The sequence below is a fragment of the Rhizorhabdus antheiae genome, assembly GCF_049889055.1.
GTDB lineage: Bacteria > Pseudomonadota > Alphaproteobacteria > Sphingomonadales > Sphingomonadaceae > Rhizorhabdus.
The window spans coordinates 43574-59974 of sequence record NZ_JBLTWO010000003.1 but is presented as its reverse complement, the minus strand read 5'-3'; the positions used below and the strand labels follow the sequence as shown (position 1 = coordinate 59974).

At 64.6% G+C, this 16401-nt stretch carries 16 protein-coding genes; 7 read left to right on the top strand and 9 right to left on the bottom strand.

Annotation, left to right across the window (positions count from 1 at the left end):
* The first annotated feature begins 80 nt into the window (after positions 1-80).
* Positions 81-1400 (top strand): cystathionine gamma-synthase family protein, encoded by a 1320-nt coding sequence (locus tag ACNI3R_RS07880; RefSeq protein WP_426181656.1) that lies wholly within the window; start codon positions 81-83, stop codon positions 1398-1400.
* Positions 1401-1436: 36 nt separating this feature from the next.
* Here the strand turns inward: ACNI3R_RS07880 and ACNI3R_RS07875 are convergent, their stop codons facing one another.
* Positions 1437-2306 carry a winged helix DNA-binding protein gene (locus ACNI3R_RS07875; RefSeq protein ID WP_426181653.1) on the bottom strand — a complete coding sequence of 290 codons (870 nt, stop codon included), beginning with the start codon at positions 2304-2306 and terminating at the stop codon, positions 1437-1439.
* Between the two features lie 290 nt (positions 2307-2596).
* Between ACNI3R_RS07875 and ACNI3R_RS07870 the strand changes: the two genes are divergently transcribed.
* Positions 2597-3157 (top strand): hemerythrin domain-containing protein, encoded by a 561-nt coding sequence (locus ACNI3R_RS07870; RefSeq protein WP_426181650.1) that lies wholly within the window; start codon positions 2597-2599, stop codon positions 3155-3157.
* A 42-nt stretch (positions 3158-3199) separates the two neighbouring features.
* Here ACNI3R_RS07870 and murA read toward each other — a convergent pair whose 3' ends face one another.
* Positions 3200-4483: a UDP-N-acetylglucosamine 1-carboxyvinyltransferase gene (gene murA, locus ACNI3R_RS07865; protein WP_426181647.1), complete on the bottom strand. Its 1284-nt coding sequence runs from the start codon at positions 4481-4483 to the stop codon at positions 3200-3202.
* Between the two features lie 132 nt (positions 4484-4615).
* Here murA and ACNI3R_RS07860 point away from each other — a divergent pair, with 132 nt between their 5' ends.
* On the top strand, positions 4616-7228 hold the full coding sequence (locus tag ACNI3R_RS07860; RefSeq protein WP_426181644.1) for a TonB-dependent receptor: 2613 nt from the start codon (positions 4616-4618) through the stop codon (positions 7226-7228).
* A complete protein-coding gene (locus ACNI3R_RS07855; RefSeq protein WP_426181641.1) occupies positions 7228-8019 on the top strand; it encodes a hypothetical protein in 792 nt (263 codons plus the stop codon). Before ACNI3R_RS07860 ends, ACNI3R_RS07855 begins: the two co-directional genes overlap by 1 nt.
* 41 nt (positions 8020-8060) lie before the next feature.
* Here the strand turns inward: ACNI3R_RS07855 and clpS are convergent, their stop codons facing one another.
* The 3 genes from clpS to ACNI3R_RS07840 form a co-directional block, all read right to left on the bottom strand.
* A complete protein-coding gene (gene clpS / locus ACNI3R_RS07850; protein WP_296625936.1) occupies positions 8061-8387 on the bottom strand; it encodes an ATP-dependent Clp protease adapter ClpS in 327 nt (108 codons plus the stop codon).
* A 202-nt stretch (positions 8388-8589) separates the two neighbouring features.
* Complete coding sequence (locus ACNI3R_RS07845; protein WP_426182311.1) at positions 8590-9429, bottom strand: phasin family protein; 840 nt, start codon at positions 9427-9429, stop codon at positions 8590-8592.
* A 117-nt stretch (positions 9430-9546) separates the two neighbouring features.
* Positions 9547-11301: a PHA/PHB synthase family protein gene (locus ACNI3R_RS07840; protein WP_426181639.1), complete on the bottom strand. Its 1755-nt coding sequence runs from the start codon at positions 11299-11301 to the stop codon at positions 9547-9549.
* Between the two features lie 128 nt (positions 11302-11429).
* Here ACNI3R_RS07840 and ACNI3R_RS07835 point away from each other — a divergent pair, with 128 nt between their 5' ends.
* Positions 11430-12638 (top strand): LL-diaminopimelate aminotransferase, encoded by a 1209-nt coding sequence (locus tag ACNI3R_RS07835; protein WP_426181636.1) that lies wholly within the window; start codon positions 11430-11432, stop codon positions 12636-12638.
* 63 nt (positions 12639-12701) lie between these two features.
* Here the strand turns inward: ACNI3R_RS07835 and ACNI3R_RS07830 are convergent, their stop codons facing one another.
* Positions 12702-12983 carry a hypothetical protein gene (locus tag ACNI3R_RS07830; RefSeq protein ID WP_426181633.1) on the bottom strand — a complete coding sequence of 94 codons (282 nt, stop codon included), beginning with the start codon at positions 12981-12983 and terminating at the stop codon, positions 12702-12704.
* Positions 12984-13181: 198 nt separating this feature from the next.
* Here ACNI3R_RS07830 and ACNI3R_RS07825 point away from each other — a divergent pair, with 198 nt between their 5' ends.
* The gene (locus tag ACNI3R_RS07825; RefSeq protein ID WP_426181631.1) at positions 13182-13640 is read left to right on the top strand and encodes a DUF2721 domain-containing protein; all 459 of its coding nucleotides are present in this window, start codon (positions 13182-13184) and stop codon (positions 13638-13640) included.
* Entirely contained in the window at positions 13637-14026 is a 390-nt protein-coding gene (locus ACNI3R_RS07820) for a DUF4345 domain-containing protein (protein ID WP_426181628.1), read from the top strand. Before ACNI3R_RS07825 ends, ACNI3R_RS07820 begins: the two co-directional genes overlap by 4 nt.
* A gap of 237 nt (positions 14027-14263) precedes the next feature.
* On the opposite strand, the gene ACNI3R_RS07815 is transcribed toward ACNI3R_RS07820, so the two are convergent.
* The 3 genes from ACNI3R_RS07815 to ACNI3R_RS07805 are packed head-to-tail and all read right to left on the bottom strand — an operon-like array spanning position 14264 to position 16108.
* Complete coding sequence (locus tag ACNI3R_RS07815) at positions 14264-14797, bottom strand: hypothetical protein (RefSeq protein ID WP_426181625.1); 534 nt, start codon at positions 14795-14797, stop codon at positions 14264-14266.
* 49 nt (positions 14798-14846) lie between these two features.
* On the bottom strand, positions 14847-15521 hold the full coding sequence (locus ACNI3R_RS07810; RefSeq protein ID WP_426181623.1) for a hypothetical protein: 675 nt from the start codon (positions 15519-15521) through the stop codon (positions 14847-14849).
* A gap of 2 nt (positions 15522-15523) precedes the next feature.
* Positions 15524-16108, bottom strand: coding sequence for a hypothetical protein (locus tag ACNI3R_RS07805; protein WP_426181620.1), 585 nt, complete (start codon positions 16106-16108; stop codon positions 15524-15526).
* Positions 16109-16401 lie beyond the last annotated feature (293 nt).

Below are 16401 nucleotides of genomic sequence, written 5' to 3'. Positions count from 1 at the left end.
GACCGGCCTGCCCACCTTGCCTCCGGCCAGCGCACGGCGCATCATCGCGGCATCATAAAATATTTTCGCAGGAATCCCTCATGCCAAACACCGAAGACTCCGCCATTGGCGGGGTGACGCCGCGTCGTCGCCCCAAAGCCGAGATATTGGAACTGGACGGCCGCCGCCTCCGGCCGTCCACCCTGATGATGGGCCATGGCTATGATCCGATGCTGTCGGAAGGCGCGCTGAAGCCGCCGATCTTCCTAACCTCGACCTTCGTCTTCGAGAGCGCCGCCGCCGGCAAGCGGCACTTCGAAGGCGTGACCGGCAAGCGCCCCGGCGGGGCGGACGGCCTCGTCTATTCGCGCTTCAACGGCCCCGACCAGGAGATTTTGGAGGATCGCCTGGGTATCTGGGAAGATGCCGAAGACGCCCTCTCCTTTTCCAGCGGCATGGCCGCCATTGCCACGCTGCTGCTGGCGACGGTCCGGCCGGGCGACGTGATCGTCCATTCGGCGCCGCTCTATGCCGCCACGGAGACGCTGATCGGGCGCATCCTGGGCAAGTTCGGCGTGTCCTGGCTGGACTTCCCCGCCGGTGCCACGCCCGAAGAGATCGGCACCGTGATCGAGGCGGCCAAGGCCAAGGGCCGCGTGTCGCTGATCTATCTCGAAAGCCCGGCCAACCCCACCAACGCGCTGGTCGATGTCGAGGCCGTCCGCGATGTGCGCGACCGGCTGTTCGCGGGCGAAGAGGACGTGCCGCCGATCGCGATCGACAACACCTTCCTTGGCCCGCTCTGGTCCAAGCCTCTGCGCCACGGCGCCGATCTGGTCGTCTACTCGCTGACCAAATATGCCGGGGGCCATAGCGACCTCGTCGCCGGGGGCGTGGTCGGCGCGAAGAAGCTGCTCGACCCGGTCCGGGCGATGCGCAACACGATCGGCACCATCACCGACCCCAACACGGCCTGGATGCTGCTGCGCTCGCTCGAAACGCTCGAGCTCCGCATGACCCGCGCGGGCGAAAATGCCGCCAGGGTCTGCGAATGGCTGCGAGCGCAGCCGCAGGTCGAGCGGGTCGGCTATCTCGGTTTTCACGAGGACGGATCGCGCCAGGCCGACATCTACCGCCGGCACTGCACCGGCGCCGGCTCGACCTTCTCGCTCTATCTCAAGGGCGGCGAGACCGAGGCCTTCGCCTTTCTCGACGCGCTCAAGATCGCGAAGCTTGCAGTCAGCCTGGGTGGAACCGAAACGCTCGCGAGCCATCCGGCCGGCATGACCCATTTGTCGGTGCCGGAAGAGCGCAAGCGTGCACTCGACATCGGCGACAATCTCGTCCGCATCTCGATCGGTATCGAGGATCCAGACGATCTGATCGCGGACTTCGCCCAGGCGCTGCGCCACATCGTCTGATACTATCGGGGGCGCCGGCTCGTGAAGGGCTGGCGCCTAGCCCCGACGGGGCCAGGGCACCGCGTCGAAATATTCGCCCATCGCCCGCGCTGCACGATCGGTCAGTTCAATGAACACGCGCCGCCCGTCCTCGGGATCGGCAACCCGGTGCAGCAGCCCCGCGTCGGTCAACTGCTTGATCCAGCGGAGCGCCGTCGTGGCGGGAACCGCCGCCGCGATGCACAGGCTGGACACGGCCACCGGCCTGCCTTCCAGCCGCGCGGCGGTGAGGTCGAGCAATATGTCCCAGGCCGGATCGGCGAACAGCCCATGGCCGAACAGATGCTCGCGCATCCGCCGCGCGCGGATCATGTCGCGGATCGTCGCTGCATCGAGCAGCGTCCGCTCGACCACTTCGGGCGGGTTGCCTGCAGCGAGCCGATAGGCCTCGCGCTCTTCGCGCAAGGGCAGGCCCAGGCCTCGGGTCAGCGTGTCGGGCAGTGGCGGCATCACCGGGTGCAGAAGTTCCCCGACCGCTCCTTTCAGCCGAACCTCCTGAAGAACTTTGGTTTCTGCCGCAAGGCGCTCGGCGATCACCTCCTCCAGCGCCCGGCTGTCGCGGCCAACCACAAGGTCGACATCCTCATGACCGACCCGCGCAAGGACGATGTCAAGCACGTCTGGCGAAGCGACGACGACGCTGGAGAAATGGCGGTGCCGTGCAGCGCGGTCGACCCGCCGGAGCAGTTCGTCCAGCGGCTCGCCATGGTCACGACTGACATCGATGATGACGAGGTCCACCGGCAGCTGCGGATCAAGCCGATCGAGAGCACCCATGAGGGGCAGCGTGGCAGCGACCTTGCCGCCATGCGCCTCCGCATGACGTACTGCTGCCGATGCGCCATCGGCCGAATCGCTGAAGATCAAAATAGTGGGAGAATTCCCCCCGACATCCATCAACCTTCTCCAGCACGCTGTAAAACATGCCCGTCCCCGGGTTTCATGTCGCTGTAAAAACTAGCAATCGGCAAAAAGCTGTCAGCACGGAATTGGTCCGTTATGGATCAATCTATTCAAAATCACACAAGTTGCGCAAACTTGGCAACAGGGCATGCACCCAAAATCAGATGAAATGAGGCGCAGGCGGATGATCGCCGACGGGGGGAACGGCGGCCGCGCTCCATCGTTTGGAGTTCAACCCATATAGGGAGAGCGCGATGTTGGACCGTTATGCGAGCCGGAACAAGCGGGAACCCCACAAGATTTCTGCCGGTGACCCCTTGGCCATCGCCCTGCTGAAGGAAGAACACCACGCCTTCCGCAGCCTGTTCGATGAGGCCGAGGACGCCAATCCGGAGAGGCTGGTGCAGGTGGCGCGGGAAATCTGCATGCGGCTGACCGTTCACATGGCGATCGAGGAAGAGCTTCTCTATCCGGCGCTACGCCCGGTGCTCGGTGAGGACGAGGTGAACGAGGGTATCGTCGAGCATCAATCGGGCAAAAGGATCGTCGCCGAACTGGAGCAGTTGAACGGTGACGAACCGCTGTTCGCTGCCAAGGTCCATGTCTTGGGCGAAGAGACCATCCACCACATCGACGAGGAGGATGAGGACATGTTCGCCGTTGCGCGCGAGGCGCACGACAAAGGTGAAATCGACCTCAATGCGCTCGGCGAGACGCTCCGCGCACGCCAGGCGGAACTCTATGATCAGATCATATCGACCGGAGAGACCGGCCGCACCGACGAGGCCCAGCCCGATGAGGTGGCACGGAGCTGATGGGACAATGGGGGCGGTCGACGCCTGCCCCCGCGGTCTCGCTCAGCTGTCGCTTTCGCGCTCGATATCTGCGCCGACCGCCGACAGCTTCTCTTCGAGCCGTTCGTAGCCGCGGTCGAGATGATAGACGCGGTGGACGCGGGTTTCCCCCTCGGCTGCCAGCCCCGCCAGCACCAGACTCATCGAGGCGCGCAGATCGGTCGCCATGACGTCGGCGCCGACGAGCCCCTCGACGCCCTTGACCACGGCAGTCCGGCCATGGACCTGGATATCCGCCCCCATGCGCGCCAGCTCGGGCACATGCATGTAGCGGTTCTCGAAGATGGTTTCGGTCAGGACGCTGGTGCCATCCGCCAGCGCCAGCATCGCCATGAACTGAGCCTGCATGTCGGTCGGAAACGCCGGAAACGGCGCGGTCGAAAGGGTCAGGCCGGATGGGCGACCACTGGCAGCCACGCGAATGCCGTCGGCCTGCCCCTCGACGGTGACGCCCGCCTCGCGCAGCCCCGACAGGATCGCTTCCATATCCTCGATCCGCGCGCCGGCCAGAAAGAGATCGCCTCCGGTCATCGCGGCGGCGCAGGCATAGCTGCCCGCCTCGATCCGGTCGGGCATCACCTCATATTCGGCGCCATGCAGGCTGGTCTTGCCGCGCACTGTCAGGCGGTCGCTGCCGATTCCGTCGATCTCGGCGCCCATCGCGACCAGGCAGCGTGACAGGTCGACGATCTCGGGCTCGCGCGCGACATTTTCCATGATCGTTTCGCCCTGGGCCAGCACCGCCGCCATCAGGGCATTCTCGGTCGCGCCGACCGACACGACCGGAAAGTTGATCCTTCCGCCGCGCAGGCCGCCACTGGGCGCGGTCGCACGGACATAGCCGGCAGTCAGTTCGATCTGCGCTCCCAGCGCTTCGAGGGCCTTGAGGTGCAGGTCGATCGGACGGTTGCCGATCGCGCATCCGCCAGGCAGCGACACCGTCGCCTCGCCCGAGCGGGCCAGAAGGGGGCCGAGAACGAGAATCGAGGCCCGCATCTTGCGGACGATATCGTAGGGCGCGACGGTCGAAGCGATCGCCTTTGCCGACATCGTCATCTCACGCCCGATCAGGTCGCCCTGCCCGCGACGCACGGTCGTCGAGACGCCGAGTTCGTTGAGCAGATGGCCAAAACCGTCGACGTCGGCGAGCCGTGGCAAGTTGGTCAGCGTCAGCTTCTCTTCGGTCAGAAGCGCGCACGGAAGCAGCGTGAGCGCGGCGTTCTTGGCGCCGGAAATCTGCAGGCGGCCGGACAGGCGGTTTCCGCCCCTGATGGTGATGCGATCCATCCCCTGCCTGTATCGGGGAGTCGCCCGCGCCTCAAGCGCGGCTTCGCGACTTCATTTCGTCATGCCTCCTCAACGCAGCTGTCACGCCCCTCCGATACCCGACCTCCGACTTTATCTTTCAGGGGGTTACCGATGAACCGTTCGCATCTGCTCGCCGGAGTGGCGCTGTTGTGTCTGGGCTCCGCCGCTGCGGCGCAGGAGGCCGACGATATCGTCGTGACCGGGCAGCGCGCCCAGCAGGAACGCGCCATCGCCGCGAAGCGCGATGCGATCGGCATCGCCGACATCGCTGCCGCAGACGAGATTGGCCGCCTGCCCGACCGGAACGTCGCCGAAGTCGTCGAACGCCTGCCCGGCGTCGGTGTGACCTATGACCAGGGCGAAGGCCGCTTCGTGTCGGTTCGCGGTATCCCTTCCGACCTCAACGGCTACACGATCAACGGGATCGAGATCGGCAATCCCGACGGGCAGACCCGCGCGCTGCCCCTCGACGTGATATCGGGCCAGTTGCTCAACCGGGTCGAGGTGTCGAAGGCGCGGACCCCGGACATGGACGGACAGGGCATCGGCGGCACGATCAACCTCGTCACCCAGACCGCCTATGACTTTCGCGACCCGTTCGCGCTCGTCGCCAATGCACAGCTCGGCTATCAGGAACTGAACGACAAGCGACCGATCCGGGGCGATCTGGCCGTCGCCAAGCGCTTCGGCAGCGAAGAGCAGTTCGGCATTGCGCTCGGCGCCAGCTATTCGGACCGGACCTACACCAGCTATGGCCTGTATCCCGACGACTGGCGCCCGGTGGCCGGCGCCGCGCGCGGCGGGTTGCCGATCAACATCAAATATACCGACTACAGCCTGAGGCGCGAGCGCATCGGCGCGACCGGATCGCTCGACTGGCGGCCGAACGAGGACCATCAATTCTACCTCCGCGGTATCTATAGCCGGTTTACCGAGGACGAGTATCGTCAGCGCTACCGTCTCGATTTCGCGACCGACGCGCTGGTCGGCTCACGCGCCTTCGCTCTGGATGGCAATGGCCTGTCGGGGACGGTAACGGGCACGCCCAATGTCGGCGTCGGCAACGGTTCGGGCCCGGAGCGGCGGCAGGATCTGCGCCAGGAGCATAAGCAGAAATCGGTCCTCGCCGGCATGATCGGCGGATCGAGCCGGTTCGACCTGCTCAAGCTCGATTATGTGCTGGCCCGCGTTCACAACGAGGTGCGCGAGCCCAACCAGCTGTGGCAGTTCCGCTGCAACCCCGGCACGGTCGACTTCGATTTCTCGGACAAGATCTTCAGCGCAGCGCCTCGGACCGAGTGCAGCGCGTCGCAGATGAACTTCCGCCAATATACCGAGCAGAACGAACGCGGCGACGAGGATATCTGGCAGGCTAAGGTCGACCTGACCTATGACCTCGCATCGCTGGGTGACGGCAGCTTCCTGAAATTCGGGGGCAAGTACCGCACGACCGACAAGGATTTCGACTCCAACAACGACGTCTGGACGCGCGGCGGCAGCGCGGCGACGCGCTTCACCCTCGCCCAGTTCGGGCTGGCCGGTGAGCCCGTGCAGTCCTACCCCAAGGCGGGCAAGCCCTATACCGTGTCGCCCGTCATCGATCTCGACGCGATCCGCGCCTTCACTGCCGCCAATCTGACGGGCAATCTGTTCGTGAAGGACAATGCGACATCGCTGGCGAACGCCACGCTCAACGACTTCGTCGTCGGCGAGGATGTCTGGGCCGCCTATGCGATGGCCAATATCGACCTGGGCGCGATCACCATCACGCCAGGTCTGCGCTATGAGCGCACCAAGCTGAACGTCACGGGCTTCCAGCTTGCCAGCGTCAATGGCGGGGCCGCCGCCGTGGTGCAGGTCCGCGCGCAAAACAGCTATGATGATTTCCTGCCGAGCATGATCGTCCGCATCACGCCGTCGGACGACACCGTTTTCCGGCTCGCCTATACGCGCAGTGTCGGTCGGCCCAATTACGCGCAGCTGTCGCCGAGCGGATCGCTGAGCTATGAGGATGGCAGCACTGCGGGCACGTTCGAGGGGAGCATTTCCTTCGGCAACCCCAATCTGAAGCCCTATCGGTCGGACAATTTCGACGCGACCGCCGAATGGTATTTCGCCAAGGGCGGCCTGTTGAGCGTCGGCGTGTTCGCCAAGTTCATCAAGAACCCGATCTTCACGCAGAGCTTCACCCAGAACAACGTCACGCTGGACGGGCGCACCTACGACATCCTGCGGACGACCCAGCCGCTCAATGCGAACCGGGGCGACATCGTCGGCATCGAAGCGCAGTATCAGCAGCAGTTCAGCTTCCTGCCGGGCCTGCTGTCGGGCTTCGGCGTAAGCCTGACCGGCACGCTGACCAACTCCACGCTGCGTCTGGCCGACGGGCGCACGTCGACCTTTCCGAGCCAGTCGCGCTACCTGTATGGGGCGGAACTCTTCTACCAGCGCGGGCCGCTGGAAGGCTCGATCGCCTATCACAACACCGGCCGGTCGCTGCTGGCCGCCGGGGCGATCGACTATCAGGACCAGTATAATGACGATCTGCGGCGGCTGGACGCCAAGATCAGTTTGGCGCTGAGCGACAATATCCGTATCTTTGCCGAGGCGCAGAACCTGACCGACGAGCCCACCCGCCAATATCAGGGCGGACGCCAGGATTGGGTGATCCAGAACGAACGCTACGGACGGACCTATTATGGCGGCATCTCGGTGAAGCTCTGATGGCAGCGACGCTCCTCGCCCTGGCCCTGGCCCTCTCGCCCGCCGTCGAGCAGAAACGGATGGCGGCGGAGGACGCCCGGCAGGGCGTCGTCTCCGACGGCCGCCACCTGTTCGCGATCGACAATGCGACGATCGCGAAGCTCGATCGCCATACGGGCGCGGTGGTGGCACGCTGGACCGGCGATCCCGTGCTGTTCCGCCACATGAATTCATGCATCGCCCTGAAGGAAAAGTTGGTCTGCGCCGCGTCCAACTATCCCAGGACGCCGATGGCGAGTTCGGTCGAATGGTTCGATACGCGGACCATGACCCATGTCGCCTCGCGCAGCCTCGGCCCCGGCCGGGGGTCGCTGACCTGGCTCGACTGGCATGATGGCAGCTGGTGGGCGTGCTTCGCCAATTATGACGGCAAGGGCGGCGATGCGGGCCGCGACCATCGTTCGACCACCATCGTTCGTTATGGCGCCGACTTCAGCGAACAGGGTGCCTGGCTGCTGCCGGACAGCGTGCTCGAACGCATGGCGCCCTACAGCTCGTCCGGCGGGGTATGGGGACGCGACGGCTATCTCTACATGACCGGGCATGACCGGCCCGAGCTTTATGTGCTCAAGCTGCCCGAGGCGGGATCCGAACTGCAGCATGTGGGCACGATGGCGATCCCGACCAATGGCCAGGCGATCGCCTGGGACCCGAAGGAAGATCGTGTGCTGTGGTCGATCGAGCGGTCGACGCGATCGATCGTGGCGAGCCGCATTCCCCCGGTCGATGGGCAGGCTGCGGCCGGGAAATGATCAACGGGAGAGCGAGGCTCTCCCTACGACAAGAGCCGCGATCAGGCCTTTTCGAGCGTGCACTGCAAGGGGTGCTGGTTCTGCCGCGCGAAGTCGACGACCTGGCTCACCTTGGTTTCGGCGACCTCATAGCTGAACACGCCACAGACGCCCACGCCCTTCTGGTGAACGTGGAGCATCACCCGCGTCGCATCCTCGATGTTCATGCGAAAGAAGCGCTGCAGGCAAAGGACGACGAACTCCATCGGGGTATAGTCGTCGTTGAGCATGAGCACCTTGTAAGGCGACGGCTTCTTGGTGCGCGTGCGCGTGCGCGTCGCGAGGCCCAGGCCGGTGCCTTGATCCTCGCCATCCTTGCGCGTCGTCATGCGGACAGCGGCGTCGATATCGTTCAGGTGGCTCATCTTCGGCGAAGGACTCATACAGGAGCGGGATCGCCAGAATATGGCACTGCCTACCCCTTCGGCAAGGGGGCGACGATCTCTTGCGGCTTTCCGAAGCCCCTAAAACGACGAACCGGCCATTCCCTTTGGGGAATGACCGGCCCGTAATTCGTACGAAAGGATCAGATCAGAGCGAAGCCGACTTGATCTTCTCGGCCGCCAGAGCAGCGCGGCTCGACAGCGGCTGCATGACGTCGCCGGCCAGCTTCAGCCAGGACTCGGTCAGCTTCGACGCCTGGGCGACGGCGCCGTCGAACGCCGACTTGGCATAGTCGCTCTGCAGCTGGAACAGCTCGGTCGGGGTCTTGACAGTCGCCATGCTCTTCATCGTGGCGGTCGCCGCTTCGAAGCTCTTCTTGCCATATTCGGCCATGTCCTGACCGAGAACCTCGGCGCCCTTGGCAGCCGTCTTCGCCGACGTGGCGAGGGCTTCCATGTTGCCCTTGGTGAACTCGGCGATTTCCTCGCCGGCCTTGGTGGTCTTGGCAAAAGCGGTCTTAGCGCGATCGTTGAAGTCGGACATCATCAGATTAACCTTTTCAGCAGCAGCCTTAGGCTTGGGTTGGACGGTGGTGGCCATGACGCTCACTCCCTTCTTTTCCGGCGTTGACGCTGCCGGGGCGGGCTCCGCCGCACCTTCCGAAGAAGCTGCAGGCGTCGGAATTGGGGCGGATTTGACGGACACGGTGGCCGCCGGCTTCGCGACAGGTGCCGGAGCGGCCACCTGCTTGCTTGCCACGGTCGCCGCTGCTGCAGACTTTCCCTTTGCCACAGGGCCAGCGTCAGCCACGATGGCAGGCTCGGGCGCCTTCGCCGGTGCGCTTTCGACCGCACGCCGTTCGGCAGCAGGTGTAGAAGCCGTCACAGGCTTGGCAGGGCGACCGGCAACGGCCTTCCGAGTGATCTTGTTCGCCATCGAATCGCGATCCACTTTCAATGTTGCGTCGCACAATAAACATTTTTCCACGAAGCGCAAGACATCTTGTGCGGTGCAGCAAGACCGGAAATCGGCGCGAACAAGCCCCGCTTCACCATCTTAGTGGTGGCTATATCGTGGTTCGTTGAAGCTTTTCTTGCAGCTGCGCTAACGCGTGCGCACATAGCGACCGGGCGCATCCTCGATCGCCGGGCGGGGCCCTTTCCCCGGAATGCGAGCGCCTTCCACCGACACTTCGGCCGGATCGAGCGCACGAATCCAGTCCTGCCAGTCCGGCCACCAGCTGCCCGGCGTCTCCTTGGCCGCCTGCTCGAACGCATCGAGCGAGTCGGTTGCCTGGTCGCAGGTCCAATATTGATATTTGCGCGCCGCAGGCGGGTTGACGACCCCCGCGATATGGCCCGATCCCGCCAGCACGAAGCGCTTCGGCCCCGCAAGATGGTCCATCAGTTTCCAGACGCTGTGCATGGGGGCGATATGATCTTCGCGGCCGGCCTGGATATAGGCCGGAGTCGCGATCCGGCGCAGGTCGATCGGGACCCCGTCGACCGAGATGCTGCCTGGCTCAACCAGCCGGTTGTCACGGTAGAGATCCTGCAGATAGGCCCGGTGCCATTTGGCCGGCAGGTTGGTGGTGTCGCCGTTCCAGTGGAGCAGGTCGAATGCCGGATAATCCTCACCCAGGAGATAGTTCTGGACGACATAGTGCCAGATCAGGTCGCGGCCCCGCAGAAGGTTGAAGGTCGCAGCCATATAGCGACCGTCGAGCACGCCCGACCCTTGGGTCAGGCTGTCGATCAAGGCCAGTTGCTCATCGTCGACGAACAGCTTCAGGTCGCCCGCTTCGCTGAAATCGACCTGGGCGGTGAAGAAGGTCGCGCTGGCGACGGCATCGGCCTTGCCGGTCGCGGCGAGATAGGCGAGCGTCATGGCCAGCGCGGTCCCCGCGACGCAATAGCCGATCGTATGGACCTTCTCGACCCCGAGCAGGTCGCGGACGATGTCGATCGCGTCGACCTGACCGCGCACGACATAATCGTCCATCGTCACGTCGACCATCGTCTCGTCGGCCGACTTCCACGAAACGACGAAGACGGTCAGCCCCTGCTCCACTGCCCAGCGGATGAAGCTGTTTTTCGGGTTCAGGTCGAGAATGTAGAAGCGGTTGATCCAGGGCGGGAAGATCAGCAGCGGGGTCTGCAACACGCTTTCGCCAACGGGATCATATTGGATCAGCTGATAGAGCGGGGTCTCATGCACCACCTTGCCCGGCGTGGCGGCGATGTTGCGCCCGACCTCGAAGGCTTCGGGGTTGCTGTGGGTCAGCTGGCCGCGCCCCATGTCGGCCATCATATGCTCGATCCCGCGCAGCAGATTTTCGCCCCGCGTTTCGATGATCCGTTCGAGCACGAGCGGATTGGTCAGCGGGAAATTGGAAGGCGACAGTGCATCGGCTGCGGACTTTACCGCGAAGCGCAGTTGCTCGCGCTGGCGCGGCTCGAGCCCCTCGATCGCGTCGACGCCCTTCAGCCAGGCATCGCAGAGCATCACATAGGCATCGGCGATCACCGCGAAGATCGGCGAGGATCGCCATTGGTCGGCCTTGAACCGGCGGTCGCGCGCGGCCTGGGCGCCGGGATTGCCCTCGAGCATCTGGCCGAACAGCCCGAGCCCGGCCTTGATCAGTTCGCTCTGCTGGTCGGCGAGCTTGGCGGGATCGGCGAAAAGCGGCGAGGGCGGCTGCGGCAGGCGCATCTCTTCGGGCAGGGCGGCCATCGTCTCGGCCATCTGCTCCATCATCATCTGCTGGGCCTGCCCGATCACCCCGGTCCAGTGCTGGAGTTCGCCCAGCGTCGGCATCATGCCCTGCCCTTCGCCCGGTCCGCCATCCTTGTCCGCCATGTCAGCCCCCAGCCTCAGCTTTTTTAACGATCCCGCCTGCAATCGCCGCGCAGACTCTGTATAGGTCGCGGTGGCGACCATGGGGGAACTATCCCGGCTCGCCAAGTCCGAAACCCGAAGGAAAAGAAATGTCCGAGGAATTCTACCGCATCAAGCGTTTGCCGCCTTATGTCATCGCCGAAGTCAACGCGATGCGGGCAGCGGCGCGAGCGCGGGGCGAGGACATCATCGACCTGGGCATGGGCAATCCCGACCTGCCGCCGCCGGAGCATGTGATCGAGAAGCTGTGCGAAGTCGCGCGCAAGCCCGATGCCCATGGCTATTCGGCGTCGAAGGGCATTCCCGGTCTGCGCCGCGCGCAGGCGGGCTATTATCAGCGCCGCTTCGGGGTCGAGCTCGACGCCGACAGCGAGGTCGTCGTCACGCTGGGCTCGAAGGAGGGCCTCGCCAACCTCGCCCAGGCGATCACCGCGCCGGGCGATGTGGTGCTGGCGCCGAACCCCAGCTATCCGATCCACACCTTCGGCTTCATCATCGCCGGTGCGACGATCCGTTCGGTGCCGACGACCCCCGATGAACGCTATTGGGAAGCGCTCGACCGCGCGGTGAAGTTCACCGTGCCGAAGCCGTCGGTGCTGGTGGTCGGCTATCCGTCGAACCCCACCGCCGAGGTGGTCGACCTTGCCTTCTACGAGCGGCTCGTCGCCTGGGCGAAGGAGCACAAAATCTGGGTGCTCTCCGACCTCGCTTATTCCGAGCTCTACTATGACGGGGTGCCGACGCCTTCGATCCTTCAGGTGCCAGGCGCCAAGGACGTGGCCGTCGAATTCACCTCGATGTCCAAGACCTACAGCATGGCCGGCTGGCGCATGGGCTTCGCGGTGGGCAACAAGACGCTCATCTCGGCGCTGACCCGCGTCAAATCCTATCTCGACTATGGCGCCTTCACCCCGATCCAGGCCGCTGCCGTCGCCGCGATCAACGGGCCGCAGGACATCGTCGAGAAGAATCGCGAGCTCTACAAGAAGCGTCGCGACGTGATGGTCGAAAGCTTCGCCCGCGCCGGCTGGGAAATCCCTTCGCCCCGCGCCTCGATGTTCTGCTGGGCGCCGTTGCCGCCGGCGGTCGCGCATCTCGGCAGCCTGGAATTCTCGAAGCAGCTGCTGACCCATGCAGGCGTCGCCGTGGCGCCGGGCGTCGGCTATGGCGAGGACGGCGAAGGCTATGTCCGCATCGCGATGGTGGAGAATGAGCAGCGCATCCGGCAGGCCGCGCGCAACGTCAAGCGCTACCTCCAGTCGATGGGCGCCAACGCCGGTTCGCTGAAAGCCAGCTGATCGATACGAAAAAGGGGAGGCGGTCGCCCGCCTCCCCTTTCTATTCGGTGCGATCCGGAAGGATCAGTTCGCGGCGAGGACCGGGGAGCCGCCAGCCTGGGCGGTCATGACCGGAGCGTCGGCCTTGAAGCTGACCGGCCAAACGCCGACCAGACCCGAAACGCGGTCATTCTTGACGCGGAGGCGGAACGCCTCGCCGCTGTTGACGATCTTGCCCTTGATCACGGTCGACTCACCGACGGTCTTGACGGTGTAGTCGTAGGTGATCCCGTCACGGGTGAAGCTTTCGGCCATCGCCGGTGCGGCGATCGAGGCCAGAATTGCGAGTGCAGCGAACTTCTTCATCACAATCTCCCTTCGAGTTTGCCAGCGGATCCTCTTTGTTTGTGCGATGCACCATTCCTGTGTGCAGATGCGAAGGCAATTGAATAAAACTTATCGGTAGATGCATGTTTTGCAATCAGTGCAGATTGCGCACTTATCTGCGGCTTTTCGAGCGACTGCACTCTTGTACCGGTTGCATTCGTGGCCCAGGATCACGGGATGGATCCAACCCAGTTCGCGCTGAACGACATCGCGCACACCATCCAGCTGGCGATGGCGCCCTGCTTTCTGCTGACCGCCATCGGCGCGATTCTCAACATGCTCACCGGACGGCTGGGACGTGTCGTCGACCGGTCACGCTGGATCGAACAGAATTTCACTCCCCGCGACGATCCGCGCCACAAGCATCAGGTTCAGCAGCTCCGCTGGATCGACGAGCGAATGCGCTGGGCCAATCGCGCGCTGATTCTCTGCACCATCAGCGCCGTCCTGATCTGCATCGTGATTGCCGGCTTGTTCATCGCGGTGCTGCTCGACCTCGCGGTCGGTCACGCCATGTCGATCGTGTTCATCCTCGCCATGCTGCTGCTGACCGGGGGGCTCGGCATGTTTCTCCACGAGGTCCGGATCGCGGTCCATGCGACGCGCATCCAGGACGAGCTGCTGGAGCGGGAATGAAGCGCGAACGCCTTTTGCTGCAGCTGGCCGTTTCGCTGGCATCGCTGGTGCCGATCTGCGCGGGCATGGCGGGCATGATCCTCGGTCCCGCGATGGTCGGCGATAGTGCTGCACCGCAAGATATGCACAGCCATTTCCGCTACTTATCGGGATTGCTGGCGATGATCGGGCTAGTCTTCCTCGGCAGCTTGCCTCGTATCGAGGCGCATGGCGCGCGCTTTCGCCTGCTGGGGGCCATCGTCGTGATGGGCGGCCTCGGGCGTGCCCTCGGCTGGATCATGGACGGGCCGCCGGGAGGGGCGCATCGCGCCGCCCTGATCATGGAATTGCTGGTGGTGCCGCTGCTGATGCTCTGGCAGGCCCGCATCGCGCGCGACGCCCAATAAACAAGAAGCCGTATAAATGAAAAGAGTTGCCGGAGACTGGCCCCGGCAACCCCTAACATGGTCAGCGGCCGGAAGTGCCGGCCCGGGAGACCAACCGCGCCTTAGGAGCGCGTCCCCCGAACGGACAGAACCGACCTCCATGCTGAACCATGAGACATCGGATCACCTCCTTTCGCTTGTTGCCGAGGCCCCTACCATCCGCGAAGCCGGGGCCATGAACAAGCCTTGTAATGCATATTATTTTCGGCAATCTTCGATCGCTCGCGCCGGCTCCGCCCAGGCCGGAACCGCCAGCCCCTCGAGGCCCGGCGAAGCGACCGCCAACCGCCCGCGGCTGAACGCCATCGCATCCAGGAAAGTGTCGGATGCATTCAGCACGACCCCCGACATTGCGCGCCCATCAAGTTCGATATGGCCGGTCGGAAAACGCGCTGTGCGGCTGGACGTGAACAGCTGCATCTCGGTTGCAGAGCCAGACCGCATCAGCGTCACGCGGTGGCTGGCAAGGTCGCACCGCACAGCGAAATGCACAGCCGACGCATCGGCATAGAGCGCCGTAGAAACCGCCGTGCCGGGCTCATAGCGCCAGGTGCCGGGTGCGATCGGCCAGTCACGCCAATCTGCCGGCCGGGGCGGGGGCGAAGGCGGGGTCGGTTGAGCCGGCGGCGCGACCGGCGCAGGCGCAGGCCTGACGACACCATCTCCCGAACAGGAGGCCAGCAACAGGGCAGCGACGACCGCCGCGCAGGAACGATAGGAGGAGAGAGGCATGGGCCGATCCATGGCGGATAGCGGCGCGCTTGGGAACCCCGGAGGCGGCTCAGCCGCGACCGCGGCATTTCTGGACGAGACGAACGACCTCCGGGTCGACCGGGATGATCGTCTTGCGAGTCTCGTAAAGCTGGATCGCCATCGGCGCCGAACCATCCAGCGCCTTGAAGAAAGGATGGCTCGCAGGAAGGCGGGTGCTGATCGTGCCGCCACCATCGGGCGAATAGGTCGCGTCCATCATCAGCCGGACCTTGCCGACATCGATCGACTGGCGATCGAAGGTGCCGGGCGATCCGGTCCCCACCGCGATGATCTCGATCGTGGACGTCGCGGGCGTGCAGGCCATCGCATAGTCCCAGCCCTTGCCGGTGCGGCTGTAGATCACGCCGGGTCCGTCGCCGAGCCGGGGTACATAATGCCAGTGATTGGCCTTGCGCCCATCGACGGGCCTGGTGGCGGTGGCGATATCGGGACGGGGCACGTCGATCACGACCGGCGGCGAAGCATCGGCGCTCTCTGGCGCGGGGGGCCGGACCACCGGCGCAGCGGGCAGGCTGGAATCGGCATGGCGCACCGAAGGCGCCTTCGGCGATGGCATCAGGAACAGCGAGCCGATCGCAGCGGCCGCGACCAGAATGATGATGGCAAGCGGAAGACGCAGCCTGGCCCAGACGGACCGGCGCCGTACAAGTGTCGGCGGCGGATAACCGATGGGCGCCTGCATGTTCATTCGGCGTTGAACGCGGCGGCGTCGATCGAGACCGGCTTCACATTGGCCGTCTCGGAAACTGACAGCGCATAGGAGATGCTCGACCGCTTGACCTCGGTATGGTCTTCGTCGTCGATCACGACGGTCTTGAGCACATCCGCGTCGGGCATCTGGTTCGCCTTGATGATCCGCGTGAAGGATTTGCAGTCCGCCGCCAATGCGGGGCCAAACGCATATTGGATCATGTAGGTGCCATCGGGAACGCCCTCGATCGCGAGCTCTTCCTGCGCCCGGATGAAGTAGCTGGCGGCGAGCTTGCCCGTGGCAGCATGGCGGATCTTGACCAGCGCATCACCGCCGCCCGAATTCGCGAGCGTAATGCTATGCCCCTCTTCGCCCAGCTTCATGTCGCCAGCCAGCTTCTGGCCCGGCGCGGGGGGAGCGGTGCAGGGCGAGCCTTCGCCGGGCGCTGCCGCAAGCCCGGCAGCTGCATCGGCGGCCGCGATAGCGGCAGCGCGTGACGGCGGGTCAGCAGCACGAACCGCAGGGGCGGACAGCAGCAGGCAGGCGCCGACCAGCAGCCTGGCAGAAAGAATGGTCATAATCCCACCCCGATCGGGTGCTTTGCGCACCGATTTGTCACAGCATATTGCTGCACATCGTCAGTAAGTAAAAGACCCCAATGGTAAACAATATCCCATCGATACGACGGCACGTGCCCCGAACCACCCAAATGGTTGTGCGGACAGCGCTCTTTTGTGGTCAGACGCGCCACCCGACTGCGCGCGGCACCACCGTGCATCGAGGCTGTGACGATCGGACCGCCGCACGACAGGCAGGCCCCGGCGCAGTCGGGACGGGAGAGACTTCCCCGCCCCGCCCCGTCTCGCCATGA